Annotated in this window: 16 protein-coding genes; 15 read left to right on the top strand and 1 reads right to left on the bottom strand. The window is 69.8% G+C overall.

Annotated elements, in window-relative coordinates:
- Positions 1 to 127: 127 nt before the first annotated feature.
- The 15 genes from FH608_RS39725 to araA all read left to right on the top strand — a co-directional run bounded on the left by FH608_RS39725 (position 128) and on the right by araA (position 17,416).
- Positions 128 to 559: a S26 family signal peptidase gene (locus tag FH608_RS39725; protein WP_139635586.1), complete on the top strand. Its 432-nt coding sequence runs from the start codon at positions 128 to 130 to the stop codon at positions 557 to 559.
- Positions 549 to 2,387, top strand: a complete 1,839-nt coding sequence (locus FH608_RS39730; protein WP_139635587.1) for an ABC transporter ATP-binding protein — start codon at positions 549 to 551, stop codon at positions 2,385 to 2,387. The genes FH608_RS39725 and FH608_RS39730 overlap by 11 nt, the downstream gene beginning before the upstream one ends.
- A gap of 30 nt (positions 2,388 to 2,417) precedes the next feature.
- The gene (locus tag FH608_RS51935) at positions 2,418 to 2,579 is read left to right on the top strand and encodes a hypothetical protein (protein WP_193318889.1); all 162 of its coding nucleotides are present in this window, start codon (positions 2,418 to 2,420) and stop codon (positions 2,577 to 2,579) included.
- A gap of 336 nt (positions 2,580 to 2,915) precedes the next feature.
- Positions 2,916 to 3,680 carry a metallophosphoesterase gene (locus tag FH608_RS39735; RefSeq protein WP_139635588.1) on the top strand — a complete coding sequence of 255 codons (765 nt, stop codon included), beginning with the start codon at positions 2,916 to 2,918 and terminating at the stop codon, positions 3,678 to 3,680.
- Positions 3,681 to 3,879: 199 nt separating this feature from the next.
- A complete protein-coding gene (locus tag FH608_RS39740) occupies positions 3,880 to 4,857 on the top strand; it encodes an ABC transporter substrate-binding protein (protein ID WP_139635589.1) in 978 nt (325 codons plus the stop codon).
- A 51-nt stretch (positions 4,858 to 4,908) separates the two neighbouring features.
- Positions 4,909 to 6,420 carry a sugar ABC transporter ATP-binding protein gene (locus FH608_RS39745; RefSeq protein ID WP_139635590.1) on the top strand — a complete coding sequence of 504 codons (1,512 nt, stop codon included), beginning with the start codon at positions 4,909 to 4,911 and terminating at the stop codon, positions 6,418 to 6,420.
- Entirely contained in the window at positions 6,417 to 7,430 is a 1,014-nt protein-coding gene (locus tag FH608_RS39750) for an ABC transporter permease (RefSeq protein ID WP_139635591.1), read from the top strand. Before FH608_RS39745 ends, FH608_RS39750 begins: the two co-directional genes overlap by 4 nt.
- On the top strand, positions 7,427 to 8,410 hold the full coding sequence (gene yjfF / locus FH608_RS39755; RefSeq protein WP_139635592.1) for a galactofuranose ABC transporter, permease protein YjfF: 984 nt from the start codon (positions 7,427 to 7,429) through the stop codon (positions 8,408 to 8,410). Before FH608_RS39750 ends, yjfF begins: the two co-directional genes overlap by 4 nt.
- Positions 8,411 to 8,603: 193 nt before the next feature.
- Positions 8,604 to 9,722 (top strand): multiple monosaccharide ABC transporter substrate-binding protein, encoded by a 1,119-nt coding sequence (gene chvE / locus FH608_RS39760; protein WP_139635593.1) that lies wholly within the window; start codon positions 8,604 to 8,606, stop codon positions 9,720 to 9,722.
- 57 nt (positions 9,723 to 9,779) lie between these two features.
- Positions 9,780 to 11,312 carry a multiple monosaccharide ABC transporter ATP-binding protein gene (mmsA, locus tag FH608_RS39765; RefSeq protein ID WP_139635594.1) on the top strand — a complete coding sequence of 511 codons (1,533 nt, stop codon included), beginning with the start codon at positions 9,780 to 9,782 and terminating at the stop codon, positions 11,310 to 11,312.
- Positions 11,309 to 12,568: a multiple monosaccharide ABC transporter permease gene (mmsB, locus tag FH608_RS39770; protein WP_193318890.1), complete on the top strand. Its 1,260-nt coding sequence runs from the start codon at positions 11,309 to 11,311 to the stop codon at positions 12,566 to 12,568. The genes mmsA and mmsB overlap by 4 nt, the downstream gene beginning before the upstream one ends.
- Positions 12,569 to 12,602: 34 nt before the next feature.
- Positions 12,603 to 13,616: a LacI family DNA-binding transcriptional regulator gene (locus tag FH608_RS39775; RefSeq protein ID WP_226900307.1), complete on the top strand. Its 1,014-nt coding sequence runs from the start codon at positions 12,603 to 12,605 to the stop codon at positions 13,614 to 13,616.
- Between the two features lie 58 nt (positions 13,617 to 13,674).
- Complete coding sequence (gene araB, locus FH608_RS39780) at positions 13,675 to 15,297, top strand: ribulokinase (RefSeq protein WP_139635692.1); 1,623 nt, start codon at positions 13,675 to 13,677, stop codon at positions 15,295 to 15,297.
- A 20-nt stretch (positions 15,298 to 15,317) separates the two neighbouring features.
- The gene (locus FH608_RS39785) at positions 15,318 to 15,965 is read left to right on the top strand and encodes an L-ribulose-5-phosphate 4-epimerase (RefSeq protein ID WP_139635595.1); all 648 of its coding nucleotides are present in this window, start codon (positions 15,318 to 15,320) and stop codon (positions 15,963 to 15,965) included.
- Positions 15,962 to 17,416 carry an L-arabinose isomerase gene (araA, locus tag FH608_RS39790; protein WP_139635596.1) on the top strand — a complete coding sequence of 485 codons (1,455 nt, stop codon included), beginning with the start codon at positions 15,962 to 15,964 and terminating at the stop codon, positions 17,414 to 17,416. The genes FH608_RS39785 and araA overlap by 4 nt, the downstream gene beginning before the upstream one ends.
- Here the strand turns inward: araA and FH608_RS39795 are convergent.
- On the bottom strand, positions 17,413 to 17,757 hold the full coding sequence (locus FH608_RS39795) for a PLD nuclease N-terminal domain-containing protein (protein WP_139635597.1): 345 nt from the start codon (positions 17,755 to 17,757) through the stop codon (positions 17,413 to 17,415). The genes araA and FH608_RS39795 overlap by 4 nt on opposite strands.
- Positions 17,758 to 17,788 lie beyond the last annotated feature (31 nt).

The raw sequence follows: 17,788 nt of genomic DNA on the forward strand, positions 1-17,788 counted from the left end.
CGGGCTAGCGGCGCGCGATGGGCGGGCTAGCGGGATCGTGAAACATCCGAACCGTGCATCTCCTGATCGACGCGTGCCAGGCCCGGACCGGGACCGCGCTCGCCATACCCGCCGAGGTCGAGGCGCCGTGAGGCGCGCGCTCCTCGCCGCCGCGGGCGGGCTCGCGGGGCTGGCCCTGCTGGTCGTGCGGCTGCGCGCGACGTACCTGGTGATCCGCGTGCACGGCCACAGCATGGCCCCGGCGCTGACCCACGGGGACCGGGTCCTGGCCCGGCGCACGCGCCTGGCGGCGCTGCGCAACGGGCAGATCGCCGTCGTCGCGAACCCGCGCCCGACCGGCGGCGAGTACCTGATCAAACGCGTGGCCGCCCTGCCCGGCGACCCGGTCCCGAAGGCGGTGCGCGAGGTCGTCGCCGACGACGTCGTCCCGGCCGGCAGGCTGGTCCTGACCGGCGACAACGCCGAGGCCAGCTTCGACTCCCGCGAGCACGGCTTCTTCCACGCCGACGACCTGCGCGCCGTCACCGTCAGGAAACTGGAGCCGCGGCATGGCCGCTGACGGGGTGCGCCTGACCGCTTCCGCGCGCGAGGCGGCGGCCACCGGCTGGAGCGGCGCCGCCGTTCCCATGATCGGGTACGCGGCCGCCCTGCTGGGCACGGCCGCGGCACCGGTCGCGGTGGCCTGGCTGACCAAGCTGGTCATCGACGGCCTCACCGGGACGGCCTCGCTCGCGGAGCTGCTGGGCCTCGCCGCCGGGCTGGCCGGCACCGGCGTCGCCACCGCGATCCTGCCGCACTGCTCGCGCTACCTCGGCAGCCAGATCAGCCGCGCCATGGCGGCCACGACGACGGACCGGCTCTTCGCGGCCACGGCCCGGTTTCCCGGGCTGCGGCCCTTCGAGGAGCCGCGCTTCCTCGACCGGCTGCGCCTGGCCCAGGAGGGGACGTCCAGGGCCGACGGCATCGTCACCGAGGGGTTCGGCCTGGTCCGCTCGGCCGTCACCGCGATCGGCTTCGTCGGGTCCGTGCTGGTGATCAGCCCCGTCATGACGCTGATCGTGCTGTGCGCCGCCGTGCCGGCGCTCGTCGCGCAGCTGAAGCTGTCGCGCCGGCGCACGGCCATGATGGGGGAGATCGGCCCGGCGGAGCGACGGCAGCTGTTCTACAGCACCCTGCTCAGCACGATCGAGGCGGCCAAGGAGATCAGGCTCTTCAACCTGGGCGGATTCCTGCGCGGCCGCCTCATGGCCGAGCTGTCGACGACGCACGAGGCCAAGCGGCGGATGGACCGCAAGGAGCTGTCGGCGGAGGGGGCGCTCGCGCTGCTGTCCGCCGTGGTGGCCGGGGGAGGGCTCGTCTGGGCCATCGCCGCGGCCAGGGCCGGCACGCTCACCGTCGGGGACGTGTCGATGTTCACCGTCGCCGTCGTCGCCGTCCAGGGCGCGCTCGACACCCTGGTCAACGGCATCGCGATCACCGATCACCACCTGCGGCTCTTCGGCCACTACGTGGCGGTGATCAGGGCCGAGCCCGACCTCGCCGTGCCGGCCGGCGCCGCGCCTCCGCCGCCGCTGCGCCGGGGGATCGAGCTGCGCGACGTGTGGTTCCGCTACAGCGACGACCATCCCTGGATCCTGCGCGGCGTCGACCTGGTCATCCCGTACGGCGCGGCCGTGGCGCTCGTCGGGCTCAACGGCGCGGGCAAGAGCACGCTCGTCAAGCTGCTCTGCCGGTTCTACGACCCGAGCCGGGGAGCGATCCTCTGGGACGGGACCGACCTGCGCGACGTCCGGCCGGAGGCGCTGCGGGAGCGGATCAGCGGCGTCTTCCAGGACCACATGGCCTACGACTTCTCCGCCCGCGACAACATCGGCGTGGGAGACGCCCGCGTCCATGACGACCTGGGCCGGATCCGTGCCGCCGCGCGGAAGGCCGGGGTGGACGAGCTGCTGGCGGCCCTTCCCCGCGGCTACGACACGCTGCTCACCCGGACGTACAGCAGCGAGGAGGACCGCGAGGACTCCTCGACCGGCGTCGTGCTCTCCGGCGGCCAGTGGCAGCGGACCGCCCTGGCCAGGGCCTTCCTCCGCGACGGCCGCGACCTGATGATCCTCGACGAGCCGAGCTCCGGCCTCGATCCCGAGGCCGAGGCGGACGTGCACGCGCGGATGCGCCGGCACCGCGCGGGCCGCACCAGCCTGCTCATCTCGCACCGGCTGAACACGGTGCGCGACGCCGACCTGATCGTCGTCCTGGAGGACGGGGTCGTCGCCGAGCGGGGAGGCCACGACGACCTCATGGCGGTGGACGGCACGTACGCCCGCCTCTTCCGCCTGCAAGCCCGCGGATATCACGAGATGGCTCCCCGTGACGTCCGCGCCCCGTGAACCCCGAGATGCGAAAGGAGGTGAGAACGAATGCTGGACAAGATCATCGATCGCCTGATCCCGACGGTCAAGGCTGACGCGGCGTGCACCCCGAGGTGCGTGCAGATCAGCTACGACCCGAACACCGGGTGCTACAAGATGAGGTGCTACGAGACCAACTGCAGCTACCGCACGGTGACCCTGTGCGAGTAGGTCGTCAGAGAGAGGTGAGACAGGTGACATCCATCACAGCCTTGGCGGACCGGATCCTCGCCTTCGTCGTACCGGTGGGCGACGCGCAGGCCGCCTGCACGGCACGGTGCATTCTCGACCACACGACCTGTAGCGGCAGCATCTGTTGCGCCTACTTCAAGTGCTGGAGGAGCGACTGCTCGGCCTACTGGCGGAAGCAGTGCGCCTAGGTAGGTAAAGGGACCTCCCCCTGGCAGGCGCCGGCCAGGGGGAGGTCGCCCGTTCCCGCGGCGGCGCGGTTCCCGGCGTCGCGGTCTACGGTGGGGGAGACGGCCGGGACCGGGAGGACCACAGCACATGATCGTGATCGCGCATCTGAGCGACATCCACCTCGGCGCGACCCCGCAGAGCGCCGGCCGCGCCGACGCCGTCATGCGCTACCTCGACGCGCTGCCCCACGACCTCGACGCCGTGCTGGTCACCGGCGACATCGCCGACCACGGGCTGGACGAGGAGTACGAGGCGGCGCGCAAGCTGCTCGGCTCGCGCCACCCCGTCCTGGCCGGCCCCGGCAACCACGACGCGCGCGAGCCGTTCCGCCGGGTCCTGCTCGGCGAGGACCGGCCCGGCGGCGGCCCGATCAACCAGGTCCTCCGCACCGGCGGAGCGATCTACGCCATGTGCGACTCCTCCATCCCCGGCGAGGACGCGGGCCACCTGGACGACGAGACGATCGCCTGGCTGGACGGCGTGCTCGGCGGGGCGGACCGGCCGGTGTTCGTGGCCTTCCACCACCCGCCCGCGCTCCTGCACAGCCCGCCCGTGGACGGGATCAGGCTGCACGCGAGCGGGCCGCTGGAGGAGCTGCTCGGCCGGCACCCCGGCGTGCCGGCCGTCCTGGTCGGGCATGCCCACACGCCCGCCGCCACCACCTTCGCCGGCCGCCCGCTGCTGGTCGCCCCGGGCGTCGTGTCCACGCTGCGGCTGCCGTGGGAGGGTGGCACGTCGTTCGAGAACTGCCTCGACTACGACCTGCCGCCGGCGGTCGCCTTCCACGTGCTCGACGACGAGGGCCGGGTGACGACCCACTACCGCGTCGTCCCACATGAGGTCGGCTCATAGCCCATGTGATCCGACCGTGATCCGGCGGACCCTTGACGGGCCCCCTTGTTAGCGTTCACAGTCGGCGGTGCGACCCGTACGCCGGGGCGCCGGCCGGGCAGGATCGGGGACGGCCGCTGCGCGAGGCGTACACGGAAGGCAGGGCAGCGCCAGCGTCTCATCGTGGATGTTAGCGCTCACATCAGAAGGGACCCCCCACGTGTTGAAGAGGATCTCGGCCTTAGTGATCGCCGGACTCACCGCCCTCTCGGTGTCCGCCTGTGGTGGCGGCAGTGGCAGCGGCGGCGGTGGCGGCGACGACGCGATCACCATGGGCTTCTCGCAGGTCGGCGCGGAGAGCGGCTGGCGGACCGCGAACACCAAGTCCGTGCAGGACTCGGCCAAGAACGCGGGCATCACGCTGAAGTTCTCCGACGCCCAGCAGAAGCAGGAGAACCAGATCAAGGCCATCCGCTCCTTCATCCAGCAGAAGGTGGACGTCATCGCCTTCTCGCCGGTGGTGGAGTCGGGCTGGGACACGGTGCTCAAGGAGGCCAAGGACGCGAAGATCCCGGTCATCCTGACCGACCGCGCCGTGGACTCCAAGGACACGACCCTCTACAAGACCTTCCTCGGCTCCGACTTCATCGAGGAGGGCAAGAAGGCCGGCCAGTGGCTGGTCGAGGAGTACAAGGACAGCACGGACCCGGTCAACATCGTCGAGCTGCAGGGCACGACGGGCTCGGCGCCGGCCAACGACCGCAAGGCCGGGTTCCAGGAGATCATCGGGGCCGACTCCAAGTTCAAGATCATCGCCTCGCAGACCGGTGACTTCACCCGGGCCAAGGGCAAGGAGGTCATGGAGGCCTTCCTGAAGTCCAACCCGGACATCGACGTGCTCTACGCGCACAATGACGACATGGGACTGGGCGCGATCGAGGCCATCGAGGGCGCCGGCAAGGTGCCGGGCAAGGACATCAAGATCATCACCGTGGACGCGGTGAAGGACGGCATGCAGGCGCTGGCCGACGGGAAGATCAACTACATCGTCGAGTGCTCGCCGCTGCTCGGCCCGCAGCTGATGGACCTGGCCAAGAAGGTCGTCAAGGGCGAGCAGGTGCCCGCCCGCGTGGTGACCGAGGAGACCACGTTCACGCAGGAGCAGGCCAAGGACGCCCTGTCCTCCCGCCAGTACTGACCCGCCGGGCGGCATGAGAGCCCACACGGAGCCGACCTAGAAAGGGGCGAGATGATCGCACCCGCGCCGGTCCTGACGATGAGCGGGATCGGCAAACAGTTTCCGGGCGTCAAGGCGCTGGACGGCGTGGACCTGAGGCTGCTGCCCGGCGAGGTGCACGCGCTCATGGGAGAGAACGGCGCGGGCAAGTCCACCCTCATCAAGGTGCTGACCGGCGTGCATCCCGCCGACGCGGGCACCATCGAGCTGGCCGGCGCCCCCGTGGCGTTCGCCAGCCCGCTGGAGGCGCAGCACGCCGGCATCAGCACCGTCTACCAGGAGGTCAACCTCTGCACGAACCTCTCGGTGGCCGAGAACATCTTCATCGGCCGTGAGCCGCGCCGCCGCGGGCGCATCGACTGGAAGCGCATGCGGGCCAGGGCGGGCGAGCTGCTGGCCCGGCTGGAGCTCAGCCTGGACGTGTCGGCGCCGCTGTCGACGTACTCGCTGGCCATCCAGCAGATGGTGGCCATCGCGCGGGCGATCGACATCGAGGCGCGGGTGCTGATCCTGGACGAGCCCACCTCCAGCCTGGACGGCGACGAGGTCGAGCAGCTGTTCAGGGTGATGCGCAGGCTCAAGGAGGAGGGCATCGCCATCCTGTTCGTCTCGCACTTCCTCGACCAGGTCTACGAGATCTCCGACCGCATGACGATCCTGCGCAACGGCCGGCTGGTCGGCGAGCACCTGACCGAGCGGCTCCCGCAGGTGGAGCTGGTCGCCAAGATGATCGGCCAGGAGCTCGAGGAGCTGGAGCGGATGCACGGCGAGGCCGGGGTCTTCGACCGGCCGCTGGTCGAGGCCCGCGAGCTGGGCAGGGCGGGGGCCATCGAGCCGTTCACGCTCACCATCCACGAGGGCGAGGTCGTGGGCCTGGCCGGGCTGCTCGGCTCGGGCCGTACGGAGATCGCGCGGTTGCTGTTCGGCGCCGACCACGCGGGCACGGGCGAGATCGCGGTCGGCGGCGCGCCGGTGGCGTTACGCACGCCGCGCGCGGCCATGAACCACAAGATCGCGTTCTGCTCCGAGAACCGCAAGGCAGACGGGCTCATCCCCGACCTCACGGTGCGCGAGAACATCATCCTCGCGCTCCAGGCCACCAGGGGCTGGACCAGGCCGGTGCCGCGCGAGCAGCAGGACGAGCTGGTCGGCCGGTACATCAAGGCGCTGAAGATCAGCCCGCCCAACCCCGAGCACCTCGTGCGCGACCTGAGCGGCGGCAACCAGCAGAAGGTCGTGCTGGCCAGGTGGCTCATCCTGGAGCCGCGCCTGCTCATCCTCGACGAGCCCACCCGGGGCATCGACGTCGGCGCCAAGGCCGAGATCCAGCGGCTGGTGGCGGAGCTGTCCGGCGGCGGGATGGCGGTGCTGTTCATCTCGGCCGAGCTGGAGGAGGTGCTGCGGCTCAGCCACAAGGTCGAGGTGCTGCGCGACCGGCGGCTGGTGGCCGAGCTGCCCAACGACGGGGAGCTGACCACGGACGTGCTCATGGAGACGATCGCGAGCGGAGGCCGGGCCTCATGAGACGGCTGCTCTGGCCGGCGGTGGTGCTCGTGCTGCTGCTGGCGCTGAACGTGTTCTTCACGCCGAGCTTCTTCTCGATCCAGGTCACCGAGGGCCACCTGTACGGGAGCCTGATCGACATCCTGCGCTTCGGCGCCCCGCTGATCCTGGTGTCGCTCGGGATGACGCTGGTCATCGCGACAGGCGGCATCGACCTGTCGGTGGGCTCGGTGGTGGCGATCTCCGGCGCCCTGGCGTGCCTGCAGATCAGCGAGGACGCGAGCCTGTTCACCGCCGTGGCGGCGGCGCTCGGGCTCTGCCTGGTGCTGGGCGCCTGGAACGGGTTCCTGGTCGCGACGGTCGGCATCCAGCCGATCATCGCCACGCTCGTCCTCATGGTGGCCGGGCGCGGGCTGGCCCAGCTCATCACCGGCGGGCAGATCATCACCGTCAACAGCCCGGCGTACAAGCTGATCGGCGGCGGCTACTGGCTGACCGTGCCGTTCGGCATCTTCATCGTGGTCGCCGTGCTGGCGATCACCGCGTTCCTGACCCGGCGCCTCGCGCTCGGCATGCTGATCGAGTCCGTCGGCGGCAACGCCGAGGCCAGCAGGCTGGCGGGCATCAGGGCGCGCGGGATCGTCATCATGGTCTACGCCTTCGCCGCCCTGTGCGCGGGCGTGGCGGGGCTGATGATCAGCTCGAACGTCTCCAGCGCCGACGGCAACAACGCCGGCCTGTGGATCGAGCTGGACGCCATCCTGGCCGTGGTGATCGGCGGAACGTCGCTGTCCGGCGGCCGGTTCTCGCTCGGCGGGACCGTGCTGGGCGCGCTGATCATCCAGACGCTGACCACGACGATCTACTCGATCGGCGTGCCGCCGGAGACCACGCTGCTGTTCAAGGCGCTGGTCGTGACGGCGGTCTGCCTCATCCAGTCCCCGTCCTTCCGCGCGAAGGCGTTCCGCAGGCGCGGGAAGGTGCCCTCCGCCGGCCCGGCGGCCGAGGAGAAGGTGCAGGTGACCGCATGACCACGCTGACGGTCGGCCGCGCGAGCGTGCCCACCAAGTATCTGCCGGTGCTCGTGACCGGGTGCCTGTTCCTGGCCATGTTCGTGGCCGGCGGCATCCGCTACGAGGGCTTCGCCAGCGGCCAGGTCATCCTCAACGTCTTCATCGACAACGCCTTCCTGCTCGTGGTGGCGGTCGGGATGACGTTCGTGATCCTGACCGGGGGCATCGACCTGTCGGTGGGCTCGGTGGTGGCGCTGTCCACGATGATCTCGGCCAGCCTCATGGCCGGGCCCGGGTGGCCACCGTACCTGGTGATCCCGCTGGTGCTGGTCATCGGGTCGGGGCTGGGGCTGGTCATGGGGTACATCGTGCACGCCTTCGACATCCAGCCGTTCATCGTGACGCTGGCCGGCATGTTCCTGGCCAGGGGGCTGTGCTACACGATCGGCACGGAGTCGATCCCGATCGAGGATCCCACGTTCACGGCGTTCGCGCAGGCGAGGCTCGACCTGTTCGCCGACATGTGGATCTCACCGAGCGTGATCGTCGCCGTGGTGGTCGTGCTGGCGGCGGTGTACGTGCTGCACTACACGCGTCTCGGCCGCGCGGTCTACGCCACCGGGGGCAGCGAGCAGTCGGCGCTGCTGATGGGGCTGCCCGTGGCCAGGACGAAGATCACCGTCTACACGATCAGCGGGTTCTGCTCCGCGCTCGGCGGCGTGCTGCTGTCGTTCTACATGCTCTCCGGGTACGGGCTGCACGCCGTGGGCATGGAGCTGGACGCCATCGCGGCCGTCGTCATCGGAGGCACGCTGCTCACCGGCGGTAGCGGCTTCCTGCTCGGCACCGTGCTCGGAGTGCTGGTGCTGGGACTGATCCAGACGATCATCAGTTTCGAGGGCACACTGTCGTCGTGGTGGACGAAGATCTTCATCGGAATGTTGCTCTTCGCGTTCATCCTGCTACAGCGTCTGTTCTCGGCGAGATCCCGTCGCTGACCTCGGCGAAAGGTTATCTGAAAGTTTCCGGTAGGTTATGCCCGCCCGTTGACAGGAACGTTGTTAGCGATAACAATCGGCGGGTAACGAATGAGAATTTTGTTCTGATTCGTCACGTTCTGTGACTGAATCCCTCGCTCTACCGGCAGCCGCCGCGTCCAGCGCTGCCGTGACCCCCATGCAAGGAGAAGACATGAGGTTGGGACGAATCGGGGGCGTGGTGTCCGCCATCGCGCTCGCCGCGTCTATGACGGCCTGTGGCTCCAGCACGAAGACCGTCGACGCCGAGGCCTCCGCCTCCGCCGCCGCCGGGAACGCCGGCGCCCTGATCGGTGTCACCATGCCGACGAAGTCGTCCGAGCGTTGGATCCACGACGGCGACAACGTCAAGCAGCAGCTCGAGAAGCTGGGCTACAAGGTCGACCTCCAGTACGCGGAGAACGACATCCCCACGCAGGCCAACCAGATCGAGAACCAGATCACCAAGGGCGCCAAGCTGCTGATCATCGCCTCGATCGACGGCACGGCCATCACCTCGCAGCTCCAGCAGGCCGCCGACAACAAGATCCCGGTCATCGCCTATGACCGGCTGATCCGCAACAGCCCGAACGTCGACTACTACGCCACCTTCGACAACTTCAAGGTCGGCGTGCAGCAGGCCACCTCGCTGCTCAAGGGCCTCGGCGTCGAGGACGGCGAGAAGGGCCCGTTCAACGTCGAGCTGTTCGGCGGCTCGCCCGACGACAACAACGCCACGTTCTTCTGGAACGGCGCCATGTCGGTGCTCCAGCCGAAGATCGACGACGGCACCCTGAAGATCAAGAGCGGCCAGACCGACTTCAAGACGGCCGCCATCCTGCGCTGGGACCCGGCCACCGCGCAGAAGCGCATGGAGGACATCCTCACCAAGACCTACACCGGCGGCACCAAGGTGGACGGCGTGCTCTCGCCGTACGACGGCCTGTCGATCGGCATCCTGTCGGCGCTCAAGAGCTCCGGCTACGGCACCAGCGGCCAGCCGTACCCGGTCGTGACCGGCCAGGACGCCGAGCTCGCGTCGGTCAAGTCGATCATCGCCGGTGAGCAGTACTCCACCATCTTCAAGGACACCCGCAAGCTCGCCGAGCAGACCGTGAAGATGGCCGACTCCGTGCTCAAGGGCACCAAGCCCGAGGTCAACAACACCACCGACTACGACAACGGCAACAAGGTCGTCCCGTCGTACCTGCTGGAGCCGGTGATCGTCGACAAGAGCAACTACAAGGACGTCATCATCGGCAGCAACTACTACACCGAGGACCAGCTCAAGTAAGGGCCGGGCCCCGGGGACCCCGCCGGGTCCCCGGGGTTCCCCTGAGTGAGGGGCTATATGACCGAGCACATCTTGCGGATGAGCGGGATCACCAAGACGTTCCCCGGTGTCAAAGCGCTGCAGAACGTCAACCTGTCCGTCCGTCGCGGCGAGATCCACGCCATCTGCGGCGAGAACGGCGCCGGCAAGTCCACGCTGATGAAGGTGCTTTCCGGCGTCTACCCGCACGGCGACTACGAGGGCGAGATCATCTTCGAGGGCCGGAAGTGCGAGTTCGGCGGCATCCGCGACAGCGAGCACGCCGGCATCGTGATCATCCACCAGGAGCTGGCGCTCAGCCCGCAGCTGTCGATCGCGGAGAACATCTTCCTCGGCAACGAGCGCGCCAGGCGCGGCCTCATCGACTGGAACCGGACCAACTTCGAGGCCGCCGAGCTGATGAAGCGGGTCGGCCTGCGCGAGAACCCGACGACGCCCATCTCCGACATCGGCGTGGGCAAGCAGCAGCTCGTCGAGATCGCCAAGGCGCTGTCGAAAGAGGTGAAGCTGCTCATCCTCGACGAGCCGACCGCCGCGCTCAACGACGACGACTCGGCCCACCTGCTCGACCTGCTGCGGGGCCTGCGGGACGAGGGCATCACCTGCGTGATCATCTCCCACAAGCTGAACGAGGTCACCGCCATCGCCGACTCCGTCACGATCATCCGTGACGGGCAGACGATCGAGACGCTCGACATGGCGTCCGACCACGTGACGGAGGACCGCATCATCTCCGGCATGGTCGGCCGGGCGCTGGACAACCGGTTCCCGCCGCACGAGCCGACGATCGGCGAGGAGGTGCTGCGCATCGAGGACTGGACGGTTTACAGCCCGAGCCAGCCCGGCCGCAAGGTGGTCGACGGCGCCGCGCTCACGCTGCGTCGCGGCGAGATCGTCGGGCTCGCGGGGCTGATGGGCGCCGGGCGCACCGAGCTGGCCATGAGCGTCTTCGGGCGCGCGTACGGGGTGCACATCTCCGGGAAGATCTTCAAGGACGGCAAGCCGATCGAGGTCCGCAACGTGCAGGACGCGATCAGGCACGGCATCGCCTACGCCACCGAGGACCGCAAGAGGTACGGGCTCAACCTCATCGAGGACATCAAGCGCAACATCTCGGCGGCCGGGCTCACCGGGCTGTCCAGGCGCGGCTGGGTCAACGAGAACGAGGAGTACCAGGTCGCCGAGCGGTTCCACAAGAGCATGAACATCAAGGCGCCCAGCGTCGAGAGCATCGTCGGGAAGCTGAGCGGCGGCAACCAGCAGAAGGTCGTGCTGTCGAAGTGGATCCTGACGGAGCCCGACGTGCTCATCCTCGACGAGCCCACCAGAGGTATCGACGTCGGCGCCAAGTACGAGATCTACACGATCATCAACCGCCTGGCCGACCAGGGCAAGGCGGTGCTCGTGATCTCCTCTGAGCTGCCCGAGCTGCTGGGCCTGTGCGACCGCATCTACACGCTCTCCGAGGGCCGCATCACCGGCGAGGTGCCGCGCGCGGACGCCACGCAGGAGAGCCTCATGTACTTGATGACCAAGGGACAGGAGAAATGAGTAGCATCACGCCCGCCGACGTGGAGGTCGGCGCCCAGGGCGATGGAGGAGCGCCACGGCGGCCGGGCCGGGTGTCGCTCGGCGGACTGTCGCTCAACCTGCGATCCAGCGGCATCTACATCGCCTTCGCGCTGATCGTCGTGCTGTTCTCGGTGCTGACCGACGGCGCGCTGCTCACGCCGCAGAACATCTCCAACATCATCGTCCAGAACTCCTACGTCCTGATCCTCGCGATCGGCATGATCCTGATCATCATCGCTGGGCACATCGACCTGTCGGTCGGCTCGGTGGTGGCGGTCACGGGAGCGCTGGCCGCGGTGCTCATGGTCAACATGGGCCTGCCGTGGCCGCTGGCCCTGCTCATCACGCTGGTGGCCGGGGCGCTCATCGGGGCCTGGCAGGGCTACTGGATCGCGTACTTCGGCATCCCGGCGTTCATCGTGACGCTCGCCGGCATGCTGCTGTTCCGGGCGCTCACGCTGACCGTGCTGGGCAACCGGGGCATCGGCCCGTTCCCCGACCAGGTCCGCACGCTGGCCAACGGCTTCACCAACGGCTACTTCGGCAACATCGGCCTCGGCCCGCTCGGCGGCGCCGACCTGTTCAGCCTGCTGATCGGCATCGTCGCGATCGCCGGCATGGCCGCCGCGCAGTGGCGCTCGCGCACCGCGCGGCGCAGCTATGGGCAGGCGGTGGAGCCGTTCGTGCTGTTCGTGCTGAAGCTGGCCGCGGGCGCCGCGCTGATCCTCTTCCTCGTCGTGCAGCTCGCCCGGTTCAAGAACCTGCCGTGGGTGCTGGTGCTGCTGGCCGTGCTCGTGCTCGGGTACTCGCTGATGGCCAACCGCACGGTGTTCGGCCGGCAGATCTACGCCATCGGCGGCAACCTCCAGGCGGCCGTCATGTCCGGCGTCAAGGTCAAGTCGGTCGTGTTCTGGATCTTCGTGAACATGGGCGTCCTGTCGGCCATCGCGGGCGTCATCTTCGCCGGCCGCCTCAACCAGGCGGGCCCCACCGCGGGCAACGCCTTCGAGCTGGACGCCATCGCGGCGGCCTTCATCGGCGGCGCGGCCGTGCAGGGCGGCGTCGGCAAGGTGGTCGGCGCGATCACCGGCGGCCTCATCATGGCGGTCATCAACAACGGCATGTCCCTGATCGGCTCGCCCAGCGAGCGCGTCATGCTGGTCAAGGGCGCCGTCCTGCTGGCGGCCGTGGCGTTCGACGTCTGGACCAAGCGCCGGGCGGGCGCATCGCGCTGACTAAGATCCTTGGAGCCCAGCGAAAGGAGAGACCGTGACGACCCCCAAGCGCCGTCTGCCGGTCATGGCCGATGTGGCCAAAGAAGCCGGCGTGTCGCATCAGACGGTCTCCCGGGTGCTCAACGACCACCCGAACGTCCGGCCCGACACCCGGGCCCGCGTGGAGGAGGCCATCACCCGGCTGGGCTACCGGCGCAACCTGGTCGCCCGCGCCCTGGTCACCAAGCGGTCGCGCACGCTCGGGGTGGTCAGCTTCGACACCACCCTGTACGGCCCGGCCAGCACGATCTACGGCATCGAGCAGGCGGCCAGGACCGCGGGCTACTTCATCAGCATCGTCAGCCTGAAGTCGATCGACGCGGGCAGCGTGCGCGACGCCATCGACTACCTCGCCGAGCAGGGCGTGGACGGGGTCGTGGTGGTCGCGCCGCAGCGCTCGGCCGGGCGCGCCCTGGAGAACCTGCCGCCGGGCATGCCGGCGGTGGCGGTCGAGGGCACGCACAGCGCCGACGTGTCGGTGGTGTGCATCGACCAGATCGAGGGCGCCCGGCTGGCCACCCGCCACCTGCTGGAGCTGGGCCACGAGACGGTCTGGCACGTCAGCGGCCCGGCCGACTGGCTGGAGACCGAGGGCCGGATCGAGGGCTGGCGGGCCGCGCTGGAGGAGGCGGGCCGGCCGGTGCCCGAGCCGCTGGCCGGTGACTGGAGCCCCCGCGCCGGCTACGAGGCGGGCAAGAGCCTGGCGGCGATGGACGGCGTCACGGCGGTGTTCGCCGGCAACGACCAGATGGCCCTCGGCGTGCTGCGCGCGCTCAGCGAGGCCGGCGTGCGGGTTCCCGACCAGATCAGCGTGGTGGGCTTCGACGACATCCCGGAGTCGGAGTTCTTCTCGCCGCCGCTGACGACGGTCAGGCAGGACTTCGACGTGGTGGGCCGGCACTGCATCGAGGTGCTGCTGCGCCAGATCGACCTGGGCTCCGCCACGTACGAGCGGCTGGTCGTGCCGCCCGGCTTCGTGGTGAGATCGAGCACGTCCCCCGCTCGGTAGATGATGGGCATGCCACCGGAAGAAACCCCTGGAGTGGAATGTGAACGCTAACAGATACGTGGTCGGCGTCGACTTCGGCACGTTGTCCGGGCGTGCCGTCGTGGTCCGCGTGAGCGACGGCGCCGAGCTGGGCAGCGCCGTGCACGAGTACGCCCACCGCGTGATCGAGCACAGCCTGCCGGACTCCGGCAGGAAACTCGGCCCCGACTGGGCGCTGCAGTCGCCGCAGGACTGGCTCGACGTGCTGAGGATCGCCGTGCCCGCCGCCGTCACCGCCGCCGGCGTCGCGCCGGAGGAGGTCATCGGCATCGGCACCGACTTCACCGCCTGCACCGTGCTGCCCACCACGGCCGCCGGCACGCCGCTGTGCTTCGAGACCCCCGACGAGCCGCACGCCTGGCCGAAGTTGTGGAAGCACCACGCGGCGCAGCCGCACGCCGGCCGCATCAACGAGCTGGCCGCGCGCCGCGGGGAGAGCTGGCTGCCGCGCTACGGCGGCAAGATCTCCTCGGAGTGGGAGTTCGCCAAGGCCCTGCAGGTCCTGGAGGAGGCCCCCGAGGTGTACGCCAGGGCCGAGCGCTGGATCGAGGCGGCCGACTGGATCATCTGGCAGCTCACCGGCGTGGAGAGCCGCAACATCTGCACCGCCGGCTACAAGGGGATCTTCCAGGACGGCGGCTATCCCTCCGAGGAGTTCCTCGCCGAGCTCAACCCCGGCTTCGCCGGGTTCGCCGGCAAGCTCGCCACCGGCGAGGTGGGCGAGAAGGTCAACGGCGCCACGCTGGCCCCGCTCGGCGGGCTCGCCGGCCGCCTGACCGCGCGGGCCGCGCAGTGGACCGGGCTGCCCGAGGGCGCCGCCGTGGCCGTCGGCAACGTGGACGCCCACGTCACCGCGGCCGCCGCCGACGCCGTCAGGCCCGGCCAGATGGTCGCCATCATGGGCACCTCCACCTGCCACATCATGCCCAGCGACCAGCTCGCCGAGGTGCCCGGCATGTGCGGCGTCGTCCGCGACGGCATCGTGCCCGGCCTGTGGGGCTACGAGGCGGGCCAGTCGGCGGTCGGCGACATCTTCGCCTGGTTCGTCGACAACCTCGGCGCCGGCCTCAGCCACGAGCGGCTGACCGAGCTGGCCGAGAAGCAGGCCGTCGGCGAGCACGGCCTGGTCGCGCTCGACTGGTTCGGCGGCAACCGCTCGGTGCTCGTCGACCACAACCTCTCCGGCGTGATCGTCGGCCAGACCCTGGCCACCAGGCCGGAGGACGTCTACCGGGCGCTCATCGAGTCCACCGCGTACGGCGCTCGCATGATCGTGGAGACGTTCGAGAAGTCGGGCGTGCCGGTCCAGGAGTTCGTGGTCGCCGGCGGCCTGCTGAAGAACCGCTTCCTCATGCAGGTCTACGCCGACGTGCTGCGCCGCCCGCTGTCGGTCATCGGCTCCGACCAGGGCCCCGCGCTCGGCTCGGCCATCCACGCGGCCGTCGCCGCCGGCGCCTACCCCGGCATCGAGGAGGCCGCCGCGGCCATGGGCAAGCGCGCCGAGGCCGCGTACGTGCCCGACGAGGCCAGGGCCGACGCCTACGACCGGCTCTACGCCGAGTACCGCAAGCTTCACGACTTCTTCGGGGACGGAAAGATGCTGCACACCCTCCGCGCCATCAGGAACGAGGCCCGCTCGTGAGCCCGCGAGGGAGTGAGGTGATGAGGACGACGGTCGCGGCTCTCCACGCGGAGCTGGTGCGCTACAACCTCGTGGTCTGGACGGCCGGCAACGTCTCGGGGCGGATCCCGGGCGAGGACCTGTTCGTCATCAAGCCTTCCGGTGTCTCCTACGACGAGCTGACACCGGAGAACATGGTCGTGTGCGACCTCGACGGCAACCTCGTGGAGGGCGAGCACTCGCCGTCCAGCGACACCGCCGCGCACGCGTACGTCTACCGCAACATGCCCGACGTCGGCGGCGTCGTGCACACCCACTCCACCTACGCCTCGGCCTGGGCGGCCCGCGGCGAGGCGATCCCCTGCGTGCTGACCGCGATGGCCGACGAGTTCGGCGGCGAGATCCCGCTCGGCCCGTTCGCGCTGATCGGCGACGACTCGATCGGGCAGGGCATCGTCGAGACGCTCAAGGGGCACCGCTCCAAGGCCGTGCTCATGCAGAACCACGGGGTGTTCAGCATCGGCAAGGACCCGAAGGCCGCGGTGAAGGCCGCCGTGATGTGCGAGGACGTCGCCCGTACCGTCCACGTGGCCAGGCAGCTCGGCGAGCCGCTGCCCATCCCGCAGGACGACATCGATCGCCTGTACGACCGCTATCAGAACGTCTACGGACAGAGGAGCCCGCGTTGAAGATCTGGTTTCTGACCGGCAGCCAGGGGCTGTACGGCGAGGACACGCTGCGCCAGGTGGCGGAGCAGTCCCAGCGCATCGCCGAGCAGTTGCCGGTGCCCGTCGAGTGGAAGCCCGTGCTCACCGACGCCGCGGCGATCAGGCGGGTGATGCTGGAGGCCAACGCCGACGACGAGTGCGCCGGCCTGATCGCGTGGATGCACACGTTCTCCCCGGCCAAGATGTGGATCGCCGGGCTCGACGCGCTCCGCAAGCCGCTGCTGCACCTGCACACGCAGGCCAACGTGGAGCTCCCGTGGAGCACCATCGACATGGACTTCATGAACCTCAACCAGGCCGCGCACGGCGACCGGGAGTTCGGGTTCGTGCAGACCCGCCTGGGCGTGCCGCGCAAGACCGTGGCCGGGCACGTCACGGACCCGTCGGTGGGCGAGCGCATCGAGACCTGGGCGCGGGCGGCCAAGGGGCTGGCGGAGGTGCGCACGCTCAAGCTGGCCCGGTTCGGCGACAACATGCGCGACGTGGCCGTGACCGAGGGCGACAAGGTGGAGGCGCAGCTGCGCTTCGGCGTCTCGGTCAACACGTACGGCGTGAACGACCTGGTCGAGGCGGTGGACGCGGCCTCCGACGCGGACGTGACGGCCCTGGTCAAGGAGTACGCGGAGCAGTACGCCGTGGCCCCCGAGCTGCTCGGCGAGCGCAACGAGTCGCTGCGCTACGCGGCCAGGATCGAGCTGGGCCTGCGCGGCTTCCTTGAGGCGGGCGGCTTCCGGGCGTTCACCACCAACTTCGAGGACCTCGGGGGCTTGCGCCAGCTGCCCGGCCTGGCCGTGCAGCGGCTCATGGCCGACGGGTACGGCTTCGGCGGCGAGGGCGACTGGAAGACCTCGGTGCTGCTGCGCACGCTCAAGGCCATGAAGCCGGGCGGCACGTCGTTCATGGAGGACTACACCTACAACCTGACGCCCGGCCACGAGCTCATCCTCGGCGCCCACATGCTGGAGGTGTGCCCGTCGATCGCGGCCGGCACGCCGTCGTGCGAGATCCACCCGCTCGGCATCGGCGGCAGGGAGGACCCGGTCCGGCTGGTGTTCGACGCCGAGCCGGGGCCCGGCATCGTGGTCGGCCTGGCCGACATGGGCGACAGGTTCCGCCTGGTGGCCAACGAGATCGACATCGTGACGCCGCCGCAGCCGCTGCCCAAGCTGCCGGTGGCCCGCGCGGTGTGGAGCCCGCGCCCCAACCTGCGCACCTCCACCGAGTCGTGGCTCACGGCGGGCGCGCCGCACCACACGGTGCTCTCCACGGCCGTCGGCCGCGAGGAGCTGACCGATCTCGCCGACATGCTCGGCGTCGAGCTGCTGGTCATCGACGCCGACACGACGACCGAGCGCTTCACCAAGGAGTTGCGCTGGAACCAGGCGTACTACCGCCTGGCCCAGGGACTCTAGTCCTCCTGCGGCTTCTTGGGCGCGTTCCTGCGCTGCTCCTCGGCCCGCTCGCGGCAGCGGCGCAGGAACTCCTCGTCGTCGTCGGGATCGGTGGCGGCGAAGCGGCCGGGGCGGTCGTACTCGGGGAAGGCGCTGGGCCGCGTGACGGCCTGTGCCCGCTCGGGGCGGCCGGCCGCCAGCCACGCTATGGAGCCGACCAGCGGGAAGAGCAGCACGATCAGCACCCAGGCGATCTTCGGCAGGTTCCGGCAGAGGACGTCGGGCGTGGTGATCACGTCGAGCAGGCAGTAGAGCCAGAGCACGAGCGTGACGAGGCCGATGGCCTCGGACAGGTAGAGCACGGCGCACCTCCGTCAGCGGCACCTGAAGGTA

The organism is Nonomuraea phyllanthi (genome assembly GCF_006334985.2).
GTDB lineage: Bacteria > Actinomycetota > Actinomycetes > Streptosporangiales > Streptosporangiaceae > Nonomuraea > Nonomuraea phyllanthi.

Excerpts from the sequence above, each read along its gene's own strand:
- FH608_RS39730 (WP_139635587.1), top strand. The coding sequence starts at position 549 with ATGGCCGCTGACGGGGTGCGCCTGACCGCTTCCGCGCGCGAGGCGGCG.
- FH608_RS51935 (WP_193318889.1), top strand. The coding sequence starts at position 2,418 with ATGCTGGACAAGATCATCGATCGCCTGATCCCGACGGTCAAGGCTGAC.
- FH608_RS39735 (WP_139635588.1), top strand. The coding sequence starts at position 2,916 with ATGATCGTGATCGCGCATCTGAGCGACATCCACCTCGGCGCGACCCCG.
- FH608_RS39745 (WP_139635590.1), top strand. The coding sequence starts at position 4,909 with ATGATCGCACCCGCGCCGGTCCTGACGATGAGCGGGATCGGCAAACAG.
- FH608_RS39750 (WP_139635591.1), top strand. The coding sequence starts at position 6,417 with ATGAGACGGCTGCTCTGGCCGGCGGTGGTGCTCGTGCTGCTGCTGGCG.
- yjfF (WP_139635592.1), top strand. The coding sequence starts at position 7,427 with ATGACCACGCTGACGGTCGGCCGCGCGAGCGTGCCCACCAAGTATCTG.
- chvE (WP_139635593.1), top strand. The coding sequence starts at position 8,604 with ATGAGGTTGGGACGAATCGGGGGCGTGGTGTCCGCCATCGCGCTCGCC.
- mmsA (WP_139635594.1), top strand. The coding sequence starts at position 9,780 with ATGACCGAGCACATCTTGCGGATGAGCGGGATCACCAAGACGTTCCCC.
- mmsB (WP_193318890.1), top strand. The coding sequence starts at position 11,309 with ATGAGTAGCATCACGCCCGCCGACGTGGAGGTCGGCGCCCAGGGCGAT.
- FH608_RS39785 (WP_139635595.1), top strand. The coding sequence starts at position 15,318 with ATGAGGACGACGGTCGCGGCTCTCCACGCGGAGCTGGTGCGCTACAAC.